General features: G+C 71.2%; 13 protein-coding genes. 8 read left to right on the plus strand and 5 right to left on the minus strand.

Features of this window, described 5'->3' with window-relative positions:
• Window position 1 precedes the first annotated feature (1 nt).
• Entirely contained in the window at window positions 2-250 is a 249-nt protein-coding gene (locus ABZ725_RS39480) for a hypothetical protein (RefSeq protein ID WP_351914886.1), read from the minus strand.
• 85 nt (window positions 251-335) lie between these two features.
• Entirely contained in the window at window positions 336-1,103 is a 768-nt protein-coding gene (locus ABZ725_RS39485) for a peptidoglycan recognition protein (protein ID WP_358807218.1), read from the minus strand.
• Between the two features lie 280 nt (window positions 1,104-1,383).
• Between ABZ725_RS39485 and ABZ725_RS39490 the strand changes: the two genes are divergently transcribed.
• The gene (locus tag ABZ725_RS39490) at window positions 1,384-2,568 is read left to right on the plus strand and encodes a MarP family serine protease (RefSeq protein ID WP_358807205.1); all 1,185 of its coding nucleotides are present in this window, start codon (window positions 1,384-1,386) and stop codon (window positions 2,566-2,568) included.
• A gap of 36 nt (window positions 2,569-2,604) precedes the next feature.
• Here the strand turns inward: ABZ725_RS39490 and ABZ725_RS39495 are convergent, their stop codons facing one another.
• Complete coding sequence (locus ABZ725_RS39495) at window positions 2,605-3,120, minus strand: N-acetyltransferase (protein WP_358807206.1); 516 nt, start codon at window positions 3,118-3,120, stop codon at window positions 2,605-2,607.
• A gap of 71 nt (window positions 3,121-3,191) precedes the next feature.
• On the opposite strand from ABZ725_RS39495, the gene ABZ725_RS39500 reads away from it, so the two are divergent.
• Both ABZ725_RS39500 and ABZ725_RS39505 read left to right on the plus strand, forming a co-directional pair.
• Window positions 3,192-4,085, plus strand: coding sequence for a TIGR01777 family oxidoreductase (locus tag ABZ725_RS39500; RefSeq protein ID WP_358807207.1), 894 nt, complete (start codon window positions 3,192-3,194; stop codon window positions 4,083-4,085).
• A gap of 161 nt (window positions 4,086-4,246) precedes the next feature.
• Window positions 4,247-5,665 (plus strand): NAD(P)/FAD-dependent oxidoreductase, encoded by a 1,419-nt coding sequence (locus ABZ725_RS39505; protein ID WP_358807208.1) that lies wholly within the window; start codon window positions 4,247-4,249, stop codon window positions 5,663-5,665.
• A gap of 101 nt (window positions 5,666-5,766) precedes the next feature.
• Here the strand turns inward: ABZ725_RS39505 and ABZ725_RS39510 are convergent, their stop codons facing one another.
• Complete coding sequence (locus ABZ725_RS39510; protein ID WP_358807209.1) at window positions 5,767-7,287, minus strand: regulator; 1,521 nt, start codon at window positions 7,285-7,287, stop codon at window positions 5,767-5,769.
• 247 nt (window positions 7,288-7,534) lie between these two features.
• On the opposite strand from ABZ725_RS39510, the gene lipB reads away from it, so the two are divergent.
• From lipB to ABZ725_RS39530, 4 genes are all read left to right on the plus strand, one after another.
• Complete coding sequence (lipB, locus tag ABZ725_RS39515; RefSeq protein ID WP_358807210.1) at window positions 7,535-8,332, plus strand: lipoyl(octanoyl) transferase LipB; 798 nt, start codon at window positions 7,535-7,537, stop codon at window positions 8,330-8,332.
• A gap of 96 nt (window positions 8,333-8,428) precedes the next feature.
• Window positions 8,429-9,394, plus strand: coding sequence for a lipoyl synthase (lipA, locus tag ABZ725_RS39520; protein ID WP_358807211.1), 966 nt, complete (start codon window positions 8,429-8,431; stop codon window positions 9,392-9,394).
• 271 nt (window positions 9,395-9,665) lie between these two features.
• Complete coding sequence (locus ABZ725_RS39525; RefSeq protein WP_351914868.1) at window positions 9,666-9,866, plus strand: hypothetical protein; 201 nt, start codon at window positions 9,666-9,668, stop codon at window positions 9,864-9,866.
• 87 nt (window positions 9,867-9,953) lie between these two features.
• Complete coding sequence (locus ABZ725_RS39530) at window positions 9,954-10,658, plus strand: DUF4191 domain-containing protein (protein WP_351914866.1); 705 nt, start codon at window positions 9,954-9,956, stop codon at window positions 10,656-10,658.
• Between the two features lie 97 nt (window positions 10,659-10,755).
• On the opposite strand, the gene ABZ725_RS39535 is transcribed toward ABZ725_RS39530, so the two are convergent.
• The gene (locus tag ABZ725_RS39535) at window positions 10,756-11,223 is read right to left on the minus strand and encodes an RDD family protein (protein ID WP_358807212.1); all 468 of its coding nucleotides are present in this window, start codon (window positions 11,221-11,223) and stop codon (window positions 10,756-10,758) included.
• A 221-nt stretch (window positions 11,224-11,444) separates the two neighbouring features.
• Here ABZ725_RS39535 and glnA point away from each other — a divergent pair, with 221 nt between their 5' ends.
• Window positions 11,445-12,854: a type I glutamate--ammonia ligase gene (glnA, locus tag ABZ725_RS39540; RefSeq protein WP_351914862.1), complete on the plus strand. Its 1,410-nt coding sequence runs from the start codon at window positions 11,445-11,447 to the stop codon at window positions 12,852-12,854.
• Window positions 12,855-13,927 lie beyond the last annotated feature (1,073 nt).

Genomic DNA, 13,927 nt, shown 5'->3' on the forward strand with positions numbered 1-13,927 from the left:
GTCAGACGGCGAGCTTGCGGCGGGTGGTGTCCGTCGGGATGTAGGCCTGCGTCTGGTCGACCCGCACCGCGTGGTGCAGGGGCGCCTTGTTGGCCTGCTCCAGGGCGGACGCGGTGGCCGCGGCCGGGCCCAGGACGACCGCCGCGACGGCGCAGAGCACGGTCCAGGGGCTGCGTGCGGCCTTCGTCCAGCCCGCGCCCTGCTCGGTGGTCCGGGTGGTCTCCGTGGACCGCGTACGACTGCTGTTCATGATCCCCGCCTCTGGTCTGCTTCTTCGCTTCGCTTGTGTTGTGCATGACCGTAGGACGCGGGAATGGGAGAACTCTGAACGCTGCCTAAGGCGTTCCTGTGAGTGCCTGGGCGGCCGTTCTGCCCTGGAGACGGGCGGCGGTCGCCCGGATCTCGGGGAGGCGCGCGGTGAGCGCGGCGCCGGGGCAGCTGGTCATGAAGCCGTCCCGGTGGCCGGCCAGGACGGGGAGGGTGGCGGCGGTGCCGGAGGCGTACCGGCTGTGGCTGTTGCTGGAGACGAGCCGGACGGTCGTGCGCGGGTCGATGTCGGACAGGCCGAGTTTCCAGGCGGTCAGGGCGGCTATGGCGTCGACCAGCGGCTGCGGCACCGGGACGCCGTGGGTGAACGTGCCGAGTGCGGCGACGCCGGTGGTGCGGTGGTTGAAGCCCTGGGTGTGGGCGCCGGTGACGGGGCGGTCGACACCGCCCGCGCGGCCCTCGTAGATCGTGCCGCAACGGTCGACGAGGAAGTTGTAGCCGATGTCGTCCCAGTCCCGGGCGCCGGTCTGGCCCGTGTACAGGTCGCGGATGATGCGGGGCGCGTCGGCGCAGGCGTAGCCGTTGGGCGAGTCGGTGTGGTGGACGAAGACGGCGACGACCTTGTCGTCGTAGCGCGGGGGCGGCTGCTCGCGCCGGGCGCGCGCGTCCAGCCAGGCTGCGCGGGGCACGACGGGCGGCCGGGACGCCTGGTGCGCGACGGCGGGGCGGGCGATCGCGCGCGGGGCCGGTGCGGCGGTGACGGCGTCCTCGACACCGTTCGCGCACAGGCCCAGGGAGGCGACGGCGGCGAGCCCCGGCAGACAGCCCAGCAGCACGAGGAGCGGGCCCGGCGTCCGCGCCGGGAGCCGGCCTCGCGTTCCCCGCGGACCGCGGGAGGCCGCTCGGAGGGCGCACATGCTCCCACTCTCGGCCGGTTCTGCTCCGCCCGCGATGTGTGCTGTGCCACCTGGTGGAACCATCCTCCCGGTCCATGACGTTTTTCGAGGTACGCGCGTGCGTGGCCGGTTCTGGTCGCACTCGCGCGCGTGATCGATGGGTAGCTGATCACTGGGCCCTTCCCGCGCGTACTAGGGGATCTGAGAGAAAGGGGGCCGTGTGGACCTGCTCGACATCCTGCTGGCGCTGGTGATCCTGGCCTACGCCGGTTCCGGCTACCGGCGTGGGCTGGTGGCCGGCTGTGTCTCGCTGGCCGGGTTCGTGGGCGGCGCGGTGATCGGCGTGTGGGTCCTGCCCTGGCTGATGGATCTGGTGACGCCGGGGACCACGGCGGCCACCGTGACCGCCATCGTCACGGTCCTGGCGCCGGCGGTGGTCGGGCACGAGCTGGCGGGGCGGCTGGCGCTGCGGCTGCGCAGGGAGCTGGACCGCGGGCCGCTCAGGGTGGCGGACGGCATCGGCGGGGCGGCGGCGAACGCGGTGGCGGTGCTGATCGTGGCGTGGGTGGCGGCGAGCGTGCTGGGCGCGTCCTCGTCGCCGGTGGTCACCTCGTCGATACGGGACTCCCGGCTGCTGGGGGCCGTGCAGGACGCGATGCCGGACACCACGCCCACCTGGTTCTCACGGGCCACGTCGGCGCTGACCCAGGCGGGCTTCCCCCAGGTCTTCAACCCCTTCGAGAGCGAGTCGACGGCGGAGGTCGCCAAGCCCACCGGCGACAGCGTCACGGCGAGCGCGACCAGCGCGGCCAAGCTGAGCACGGTGAAGATCGAGGGCTCCGTGGGCACCCAGGGCCGTGAGGGCAGCGGTTTCGTGTACGCGAGCGAGCATGTGATGACGAACGCGCACGTGGTGGCGGGCATCGACGACCCGACCGTCCGGATCGGCGGGGTGGGCGAGTCGTACGACGCGCGCGTGGTGCTCTTCGACCCGGACAAGGACGTGGCCGTGCTGTACGTGCCGGAGCTGAAGGCGCCGGTCCTGAGCTTCGACGACGACGCCTCGCGCGGGGACTCCGCGGTCGTCGCCGGCTATCCGCAGGACGGCGATCTGAACCTCCAGGCGGCCACGGTCGCCAACCGGGTGAAGGCGACCGGCCGCAACATCTACAACGACGAGATCGTCACCCGCGAGATCTACTCGATCCGCTCGACCGTGCGCCCTGGCAACTCCGGCGGCCCGCTGCTCACCACCGACGGACGGGTCTACGGCGTGGTCTTCGCCCGCTCCACCTCCGACGACGAGACGGGGTACGTGCTGACGGCGGCCGAGGTGGCCGGCGACGCCGAGCGGGCGGCGAAGGCGACGCAGGCCGTGGACACGGGAGACCTGGTCAGCTCGTGAGCCGGTTCGTGAGCCCTGCGGAGTACCTCCGGAGAGCTACAGCGAGCGGCCCATGAAGACGTCGTCCACGTACTCGCCGCCCAGCAGGAACTCCGCCGGGAGGATCCCCTCCACGGTGAAGCCCTCGGCCTCGTAGAGTGCCCGGGCGGGGGCGTTGTGGCCGAGGACGCGCAGGGTGAGCCGGCGGGCGCCGCGACGGCGGGCCTCCTCGGCGGCCGCGCGGACCAGCGCGCGCCCCACGCCCCGGCCGCGCGCCTCCTCGGCCACGGCGAGGCCCTGGATCTGCCGGACGTGCGCATTGCAGGCGAGCGGGGTGGGGAAGCCGAGGCGGATGTAGCCCACGACCCGGGCGCCGCTCCCGGCGTCGGTTTCGGCCTCGGCGACCAAGTGGTCCTCGGGGGCGTGGCGTTCGTCGAAGAAGGGGTCGTAGGGCGGCTGTGGCCGCGGCATGACCGCGTGCAGGTGCGACCAGGTCAGCCGGTCGACGAGGGCGAGCGCCTCGCCGTCGGCGGGCAGCGCGGTGCGTATGCGAAGCGTGGATGGCTCGGGCATGGCCGTCACCCTATGGCGCGGACGCGACCGTCTGACCGGGGTTTTATCCGGACGACGGGCAGGATGACCGCATGGAACGTACGCGAATCGCGGTGGCCGGCGCGTCCGGCCTGATCGGCAGCGCCCTGGTGCGGTCTCTGACGGCCGACGGACACGAGGTGGTCCGCCTGGTGCGGCACCCGCCCCGGAGCGCGGACGAGGTGCGCTGGGACCCCGAGAAGGGGCAGGTGGACACGGCCGGGCTGGCCGGGTGCGGCGCCGTGGTCAATCTGGCGGGGGCGGGGGTCGGCGACCGGCGCTGGAGCGAGGCGTACAAGAGGCGGATCCACGACAGCCGGGTGCACGGCACGACGGCGCTGGCGCAGGCCGTCGCCTCGCTCGACGAACGGCCGCGGGTGTTCGTGAACGGCAGCGCGATCGGCCGGTACGGCGAGACGGGCGAGCGGGTCGTGGACGAGAGCGCGCCCGCCGGGAGCGGTTTCCTGCCGGAGCTGTGCGTGGAGTGGGAGCAGTCGGCGGCGCCGGCCCAGGAGGCGGGCGTGCGGACGGTCTTCACCCGGACCGGGCTGGTCGTGGCGCGCGGCGGCGGGGCCTGGGGCAAGCTGTTCCCGCTGTTCAAGGCCGGACTCGGGGGACGGATGGGCGACGGCCGGCAGTACTGGTCGTATGTCTCGCTGCACGACGAGGTGGCGGCGATCCGGTTTCTCCTCGACCGCGACGACCTGTCGGGGGCGTTCAACCTGACCGCGCCCGAGCCGCTGACGAACCGTGAGATCACCGCGGCCATGGGACGGGTGCTGCACCGGCCGACGCTGTTCGCCGTGCCGGCGCCGGTGCTGCGGACGGTGCTCGGCGAGATGGCCGGGGATGTGCTGGGCAGTGCGCGGGTGGTGCCGAAGCGGCTGCTGGAGTCCGGGTTCACCTTCGCGTTCCCCGGGATCGAGGATGCGATCCGGGCAGCCTGAACCTCCGCGTGACCGTATGCGACCGCCGTGCGACCGTGCCCTGTTCATGCGCGACTGTTCCTGACCGATCACGGCCCTACCCTCGATCCGAACTCGGGTATCCGGGACGGCTGTTGGGGGCATGACGTCTCCACCGGCCGCGCAACCTCGAGGAGGGGCACGTGCTAGAGCCCGCGTACCAGGCAGACGTCGTCGTGGTGGGAGCCGGAGTCGCCGGACTCTCCGCCGCGCACCGGCTGACCAGCGCAGGAGTAACGACCGCAGTCCTGGAGGCCGCCCCTTACGTCGGCGGCCGCATGGCGACGGAGAAGATCGACGGGTTCCGGCTCGACCGCATCGGACAGCTGCTGTCCACGGCGTATCCCGAACTGGCCCTGACACCGGGGCTGGACGCGTTCGTGATGCGTCCGTTCGCGCCGGGGGTCCTGCTGCACAGCGACGGGCGACATCACCGCGCGGGCGCGCAGGCGGGCGCGGGGAGCGCAAGGGGCGCACTGCACGCCGTACGCGCTCTGGCGAGCACTCCCCGGCCGGGCGGGCTGCCCAGGCCGCGCGCCGGCGGCTCCCTGCCCGCACCGGGCCGTCCGACGGCCCCGCCCAGGGTCCGGGCGGGCGCGCCGCTGGGCACCGCCGTGGACCAGGCCCGGCTGGGCGCCGCGCTCACCCGGCTCGCGACCACCCCGGCCGAACGGCTGCTGCGCCGCCCGGAGTTGCCGGCCGCCCAGGCCCTCGCGGCCCGCGGTCTGCCGGCCCGCACGGTCGACGGGTTCCTGCGACCGCTGCTCGCCGCGCTGCTCTGCGACCCGGACCTGACCACGTCCAGCCGGTGCGCGGACCTCGCGCTGCGCGCCTTCGCGTCGGGCCGGCTGTCGCTGCCGGAGGGCGGGGCGGAGGTGCTGCCGGAGCTGCTCGCGCGGACGCTGCCGCCGGGCACCGTGCACACCGGGGTGCGGGTCACCTCGGTCTCCACGACCTCGGTGACCACCGCGGGGCACGGCGAGTTCCGCTGCCGTGCCGTCCTGGTGGCCACCGACGCGCGCACCGCGGCGGAGCTGCTGCCCGGGCTGCGGGTGCCCGACTTCCACCCGGTGACGGTCGTCCACCACACGACGGACGAGCCGCCGCAGACCGGCGCCTCGCTGCTGCTGGACGCCGACCGGGGAGGGCCGGTCGCGCACACGGCGGTGGTCAGCGAGGTCGATCCGAGCCGGGCGCCCGCGGGCCGCGCGCTGATCTCGTCCACAGTGCTGGGCACCCCGCCGCCGGGCGTGGACACGGCCGTGCGGATGCATCTGTCCCGGCTGTACGGCACGTCGACCGCGCGGTGGGAGACGCTGGCCGTGCATCACACCGCCGAGGCCGTGCCCGCGATGCGGGCGCCGCATGATCTGCGGCGCCCGGTGCGGTTGCTGGCGGGCCTGTACGTGTGCGGCGACCACCGGGACACGAGCACGGTGCAGGGGGCGTTGCACTCGGCTCGGCGGGCTGCGTCGGCGATCGTCTCCGACCTGCGATCCGCGGGTTCGCTGAACGCGGCCGAGCCGTTGCCGACGGCCCGCCGGGAACAGGCCGCAGCCTGACACCGGCACCGCCCCTGGGGGCTGCCGCCCCCAGACCCCCGCTTCGGCCCTGAACGGGCCTCGTCCTCAATCGCCGGACGGGCTGGAGTGCCCGTCCAGCGTCAGCCCAGGGCCGCGACCTTGTCGCGGTACGTGCGGGCCGGGGCCGCGTCGCGGTACGGCTCGAGCCTGCGTTCGAAGTCCCTGACGTACTCCAGGGCCCGGACCGACCGCATCTCCGCCGCCTGGCCGGCCGCCTCGGCGGCGAGCTGGCAGGCCGCCTCGAGCTCGCCGAGGCCGAGGCGGGCCGAGGCCAGGACGACACGGCAGAACACGCGGCTGCGGGCGTGCGCGGCGGGACGCAGCTGCAGGGAGCGTTCCGCGTGCTGGGCGGCCGCCCGGAACTGCTGGAGATCGCGGTGGCAGTGCCCGAACTCGTCGGCGAGCTGCGCCTCGTCGAAGAAGCGTGCCCAGTGCGGCACCTCGTCACCGGCCTTGGCCGCCTCCAGCGCGCGTTCGGCCCGGACGAGCGCGGCGGTGGAGGCCCGCACCTCGCCGAGCACCCCGTGCCCGCGCGCCTCGGCCGAGTGCAGCAGCGCCTGCACGACCGGCGGGGCGCCCGTGCCGACGCCCTGCTGGGCCACCCGCGCGAGCTGCACCGCTTCGCGGCCGTGGCCGAGATAGACGGCCTGGCGGCTCATGGTGACGAGGACGAAGGAGCCGTACGCCCGGTCCGCGGCCGCCTGGGACAGGCGCAGGGCCTGGACGAAGTAGCGCTGGGCCAGGCCGTGCGCGGCGATGTCGAAGGACGTCCAGCCGGCCAGGCGGGTCAGGTCGGCGGCCGCGCCGAAGAGGCGGCGGCCGGTCTGTTCGCCGTAGGCGCCGCGCAGCATCGGCTCGCACTCGTGCTCCAGGTAGCGCACGAGGGCCTGGCGGGCGTGGCCGCCGCCGTACCGGTCGTCGAGGGTGCGGAAGAGCTCGCCGACCGAGCGGAGCGCGGAGATGTCGCCGCCGGTGACCCGCTGGCCGGGGCCGCGCTCGCTGCCCTGGCCGCGCTGCCGGGGCACGGCCGCGAGCCCCGGCACCACCTGGGCGGGCGCCGTCGCGGGCTGGGGCGACGACGGCTGCTGGGGTACGGCGGGCCTGACGGCCGGGCGGGTCTGGACGGGCACCCGGGCGGGCGGTTCGCTGCGGGCGACCTTCTCGTCGGCCCGCCCGATCAGCCAGTCGCGGCTCGGCACGACGAGCCCGGCCGGGGTGAAGGCGATCTTGCGGAGCTCGGCATGGCTGCCGGAGTCCTTGCGCCAGAGCCCGCCGACGATGTCGATGGCCTCCTCGGGGGTGCCGGCGAACTCCAGGCCCGCGTAGACGGGGGCGCAGGCGTCCAGGCCGAGGTCCTGGGCGGTGAGGCGACGGCCCAGGCGTCGGGTGAAGACCTCGGCGATGAGGGCGGGGGTGGTGCCCCGGGGCTGCTGCCCGCGCAGCCACCGGGTGACGGACGTCTTGTCGTATCTGAGATCCAGCCCGTGCTCGAGGCCGAGCTGATCGACGCGACGGGCCAGTCCCGCGTTGGAGAAGCCCGCTTCTGCGATGAGCGCGGCGAGCTGGCGGTTGGGATTGCGCTGCGCGGGTCGTTCCGTCATCTGCGGTGCGGTCTCCTGCCTTCCGGGCGTCTGACGTGCCCGGTTGAAGTGCCCTGGTGGGTGTGAGCAGCCCTTTTGGCCTCGTGAACGGCGCGAATGTAGCGGAGCGTAGCCACTCGGTCGCATATCTCCACGTTCATTCATCCGATCGTGTGAGGATTGGCCGTGCGGCTGACGCGGAACGCGCGGACGTACAGTGGCTTGGGCGCATGACGCGCCTGACGACTTTCCAGGGGAGGCGCTTGCCGTGAGCGAGCTGCGGTTCGTCCGGATGGGGTTCGGCGAGGACGCCGTCGAGTACCAGGAGGCGTGGGACGAGCAACGCCGTGTGCACGCGGCCCGGTTCGCCGACGAGGCCCCGGACACCGTGCTGCTCCTGGAACACCCGCCGGTCTACACGGCGGGCCGGCGCACGGCCGACGACGAGCGCCCCCTGGACGGCACCCCGGTCGTGGACGTGGACCGCGGCGGCAAGATCACCTGGCACGGCCCCGGCCAGCTGGTGGGCTACCCGATCCTCAGGCTGCCGCGTCCGGTGGACGTCGTCGCCCATGTGCGACGGCTGGAGGACGCCCTGATCCGCACGTGCGCGGAATTCGGTCTGGAGACCTCTCGGGTCGAGGGCCGCAGCGGGGTGTGGGTGCTCGGCGATCCGGTGGAGCGGCGCCCGTCGCTCGGCGGCCTGTCGCTGGACTTCGACCCCCGGCTCACCGACGAGGAGTTCGACCCGCGGCTGAACGGTCCGGAGTACGCGCCGTCCAACGCCGGTCAGCGACGTGAGGACCGGAAGATCGCGGCGATCGGCATCCGGGTCGCCAAGGGCGTCACGATGCACGGCTTCGCACTCAACGTGAACCCGGACAACAAGTGGTTCGACCGGATCATCCCGTGCGGGATCCGGGACGCGGGCGTCGCCTCGCTGGCGGCCGAGCTGGGCCGGGACGTGACCATCGCCGAGGTGCTGCCCGTGGTGGAACGGCACCTGACGGACGTCCTCGAGAACGCGGAGCTCAAGCCGCGGGCGATCGAGAAGACACCGGCCTGAGCAGCCTGCCCGGCGCAGGCAGGCACCCGCGCCGGGTTTCAAATCGACGGGCGTACCCTTAGGGACGCCGAAGAATCAATCGCTAGGGAGCCGGTCGTGTCCGCAGTCGCCCCCGACGGACGCAAGATGCTGCGCCTGGAGGTCCGCAACGCCCAGACCCCCATCGAGCGCAAGCCCGAGTGGATCAAGACCCGGGCGAAAATGGGTCCCGAGTACACGAAGATGCAGAACCTCGTGAAGAGCGAGGGCCTGCACACCGTCTGCCAGGAAGCCGGCTGTCCCAACATCTACGAGTGCTGGGAGGACCGTGAGGCGACCTTCCTCATCGGCGGCGACCAGTGCACCCGGCGCTGCGACTTCTGCCAGATCGACACCGGCAAGCCCGAGGCGCTGGACCGCGACGAGCCGCGGCGGGTCGGCGAGTCCGTCGTCACGATGGACCTGAACTACGCCACCATCACCGGCGTGGCGCGGGACGACCTGGCGGACGGCGGGGCGTGGCTGTACGCCGAGACCGTCCGGCAGATCCACCTCCAGACCGCCGAGCGGGAGGCGGGGCGCACGAAGGTGGAGCTGCTCGCTCCCGACTTCAACGCCGTCCCGGAGCAGCTCGCGGAGGTCTTCTCCTCCCGGCCCGAGGTCTTCGCGCACAACGTCGAGACCGTCCCGCGGATCTTCAAGCGGATCCGGCCCGGCTTCCGTTACGAGCGTTCGCTGAACGTCATCACGGCCGCCCGCGACTACGGGCTGGTCACCAAGTCGAACCTGATCCTCGGCATGGGCGAGACGCGCGAGGAGGTCAGCGAGGCGCTTCGGCAGCTGCACGAGGCCGGCTGTGAGCTGGTCACCATCACGCAGTACCTGCGGCCCTCCGTGCGCCACCACCCCGTGGAGCGCTGGGTCAAGCCGCACGAGTTCGTCGAGCTCAAGGAGGAGGCCGAGGAGATCGGCTTCTCCGGCGTGATGTCGGGTCCGCTGGTACGGTCCTCCTACCGCGCCGGACGCCTGTACCAGATGGCCGTCGAGAAGCGCGGTTCGTTCATCGCCACCCAGGCCGTCTGACGCAACGTCACCCGCCTTGCGCCGTACGGCCGCAAGCCGAGTGTGTGAATTCGCGCACAAGTCCCTACTCGCCAGTAGTGACCGAAATGACGCGGCCCCGACCGTCCTCGCAGATGAGGGCGTCCGTCAGGGCCGCGTCAGCGTTTCGGCCCCCCGCATCAAGGCTTCATTCGCGTTTGACCGGTCGGTCACGCACTGGTAACACCAATCAGTGACGCTCGTATCACACCACGTAGAACCATGCCGAAGCCCTACGAGGGGGACGTTCACCATGCAGGCCGCGCCCGTTCGCGCCACCGCGATCCCGACCTTCACCGACGCACTGCGCGCCGTCGAGTCGCTGCTCATGAGCAGCGGCCAGCGCACCGCCCGTCGCAACGCCTGGACCTCCGTGCTGGAGGACCGTCGTCGCGCCAAGGACCGGGTCGAGGCGCAGCGCGTCCTCGAAGAGGTCACCTCCGCCCGTTCCTGACCCACCCGCCCCTCCGCACCCCGTACGCGTCCCGCACCTCCCCTCCTGCCGTCGAAGGCGCTTCCGAGGCCACGTAGACTTCGTGGCATGGCGAGAAGTGACAGCGCGGCGGACGCCGCTAACCCCGGGCGACTGAAGCAGATCGCCCTGACGTACAAGATGACCCGCAAGGCCGACAAGACGATCGGCCTCGTGCTCGCGGGTGTCTTCCTCCTCACCTTCGGCGTCTTTCTCGCGATCGGTTTCCTGATCGACCACCCGGTCTACCTGGGCATCCTGGGCTTCCTGCTCGCCTTCCTCGCGACGGCGATCGTGTTCGGACGCCGGGCAGAGCGGGCCGCCTTCGGTCAGATGGAGGGCCAGCCCGGCGCGGCCGCGGCCGTCCTCGACAACATCGGCCGCGGGTGGACGACCACCCCCGCCGTGGCGATGAACCGCAGCCAGGACGTGGTGCACCGGGCCGTCGGCAAGGCCGGCATCGTCCTGGTCGCCGAGGGCAACCCGAACCGGGTGAAGTCCCTGCTGGCCGCCGAGAAGAAGAAGATGAACCGCATCGTCGCGGACGTCCCGGTGCATGACGTGATCGTCGGCACGGGCGAGGGCCAGGTCCCGCTGAAGAAGCTGCGCACCACCATGCTGAAGTTCCCGCGCGTGCTGGCCGGCCCCCAGGTGACCGCGACGAACGACCGGCTGCGCGCCATGGGCGACCTGATGAGCAACATGCCGCTGCCCAAGGGCCCGATGCCGAAGGGCATGCGCCTGCCGAAGGGCGGCAGCCCGAAGTCCCGCTGATCTCGTACGGCCTTACGTACGGCCTTACGCTCTTACGGCGATGGGGCGCCCGGATCACTCCGGGCGCCCCATCGCCGTCTTCGTGTGTGCTTCGTTCTCAGATCCGTACTTCCACCGTGCGGGCCAGTCGGTCGTGCAGGCCTCGGCCGTCGCGGTCCCAGATCAGGGCCGGGAGGGCCAGGCACAGCAGGACCGTGCGCAGCACGGAGCGCAGCGGGTTGACGGTGCCGGTCTCGGCGGAGACCACGCGCAGGCCGAAGAGGCGCTTGCCCGGGGTGGAGCCGACCGTGCCGACCGTCAGGACGCCCAGCACGAGGAAGATGAGCAGGGCCCAGTTGCTGGTGGCGGGCCGGTAGCCGTCCGTGATCAAGCTGTATGCGATCAGAACGCTGAGGCCCCAGTCCACGGCCAGAGCGCCGAGCCGGCGGCCCGGGCGGGCGATCGAGCCCGGCCCCTCCTCCGGCAGACCGAGCTGCTCGCCCCGGTATCCGAAGTCGGCACCGGCTTCTTCCATGGCCGAACGGGGTCCGGAGAGCCACGATCCGAGTGCTTGCCTGTTGTCCACCCGTCCACGGTACTGCGCACCCATATGACCGCTGACGGGTGGGGGTGGCGACCTGGTGTGTCCGGGCTACGGTGGACGGTGGGCCGGTTAACTTGTGCGAAACAAATGGGTCACGCCCGAGAAATCACCCGTCCCTAGGGTCGACGACAGCGTGTGCCACCGCACTGGCCGCACGAACGAACTACCACCCCGGCTCGACGGTCGGGAGTAGGAGGAGCTGGATGTTCCAGAACGCCGACGAGGCCAAGAAGTTCATCGCGGACGAGGACGTCAAGTTCGTCGACGTCCGATTCTGCGACCTGCCGGGCGTCATGCAGCACTTCACGCTGCCCGTCGAGGCGTTCGACCCGGACGAGGAGCTCGCGTTCGACGGTTCGTCGATCCGCGGCTTCCAGGCGATCCACGAGTCCGACATGGCGCTGCGCGCCGACCTGTCGACCGCGCGCGTGGACCCGTTCCGCCGCGACAAGACGGTGAACATCAACTTCTTCATCCACGACCCGATCACGGGCGAGCAGTACTCCCGTGACCCGCGCAACGTGGCGAAGAAGGCCGAGGCGTACCTGGCGTCGACCGGTATCGCCGACACCGCGTACTTCGGCCCCGAGGCCGAGTTCTACGTGTTCGACAGCGTGCGCTTCCAGACCTCCGCGAACGAGTCCTTCTACCACATCGACTCCGAGGCCGGCGCCTGGAACACCGGTGCGGTCGAGAACAACCGCGGTTACAAGGTCCGCTACAAGGGCGGCTACTTCCCGACCCCGCCGGTCGACCACTTCGCCGACCTGCGTGCGGAGATCTCCCTGGAGCTGGCCGCGTCCGGCCTCCAGGTCGAGCGCCAGCACCACGAGGTGGGCACCGCCGGCCAGGCGGAGATCAACTACAAGTTCAACACGCTGCTCGCCGCGGCCGACGACCTCCAGCTCTTCAAGTACATCGTGAAGAACGTGGCCTGGCGCAACGGCAAGACCGCGACCTTCATGCCGAAGCCGATCTTCGGCGACAACGGCTCGGGCATGCACGTCCACCAGTCGCTGTGGTCCGGCGGCTCCCCGCTGTTCTACGACGAGGCCGGGTACGCGGGCCTGTCGGACATGGCCCGCTACTACATCGGCGGCATCCTCAAGCACGCCCCGTCGCTGCTGGCCTTCACCAACCCGACGGTGAACTCCTACCACCGTCTGGTCCCGGGCTTCGAGGCGCCGGTGAACCTGGTGTACTCGCAGCGCAACCGCTCCGCGGCCATGCGTATCCCGATCACGGGCTCCAACCCGAAGGCCAAGCGCGTCGAGTTCCGCGCCCCCGACTCCTCCGGCAACCCGTACCTCGCCTTCTCGGCCCTCCTCCTCGCGGGCCTGGACGGCATCAAGAACAAGATCGAGCCGGCCGAGCCGATCGACAAGGACCTCTACGAGCTGGCCCCCGAGGAGCACGCGGGCGTCGCGCAGGTCCCGACCTCCCTCCCGGCCGTCCTGGACCGCCTCGAGTCGGACCACGAGTTCCTGCTCGCCGGCGACGTCTTCACGTCCGACCTGATCGAGACGTGGATCGACTACAAGCGCGCGAACGAGATCGCCCCGCTGCAGCTGCGCCCGCACCCGCACGAGTTCGAGCTGTACTTCGACGTGTGATATCTCCCCAGGTCAGAGCGGGTAACCGCTCCCCTGGGCCGTCTGTGGGCCGTCGGCCGTGCTCTTCCCACTCCGGGAAGGGCACGGCCGGCGGCCTTTTGCGCGCAGGACCCGGGAGACACTCCCTCGCCCTCGAAAGCGAGTACGGAAGCCTGTCTACCTCGGCCAGACCTTCCCTACCCATCAAGGCCCGCGCACGACGCGGGCGCGCACCGACCTCATTCGCAAAGCGCGCCTGACCTTATCGATATAAACATTCACAGCACCGGTGGCCGACTGTTCAGGTGCTCATCGACTTCACGCAAAAAATTGGCGCGTGAGACGCCTTCGATACAAGCCCGCGATTATAGCCGCGGGGCGCTTCTGGGGCCAGAGGGCGAGCGAGCGCACACCGCGTGGCCCCCGAAGTTCCGCTGCAATTCGGCCCATACTGCAAAAGGTGACTAGTAAGCCTACGCTGGATCAGGAGGGTGGATTTCTCATCGAAAGGAATGAGGCCATGACTCTGAGTTCAGCGCGTTCGTGTGCCGGAGCCGTTGCAGTAGGCACCCTGCTGCTCACCGTCTTCGGTTTGGCAGCCGCTCCCGCAGCTGACGCTTCGACTTCGACGACGGTTCAAGGGAAACCCGGGCACATGTCCTATGCAACCTGCCCGGCGGGCACCCACCTGATCGGCGGAGGATACTCTGCGGCCAACCAAGACGCCATTAACGCAGGGGCGACTTCGGGATATGCTATATGGGCAAATCACTCAGTGACCGACCCCGAAGTCTTCCCGGAAGACACTTGGTTTGTCGGGGCCCAATTCGAGGTCGTGGCATTTGCTCTTTGTGAAACCAACGAGTGAGCCTTTCCGACCCGGCCCTTCACTTCTTCGACGTGTTATCCGCGGATTCCTTACAGCGAAGGCCGCCGCCGCCTACGGCGGGGTGGCGGCGGCCTTCGCCGTGGGGGGGGCCGTACGAGAGACGGACGGTGCTAGGGGCTGTCTCTAGTTGTGATCAAGTGGCTTGGGATGGGGACCGGTGCGATAAGACTGTGGTGTGACGCGCGCGCAACTCACCGACAGTGAG

It is taken from the genome of Streptomyces sp. NPDC006872, from assembly GCF_040635845.1.
Taxonomy (GTDB): domain Bacteria; phylum Actinomycetota; class Actinomycetes; order Streptomycetales; family Streptomycetaceae; genus Streptomyces.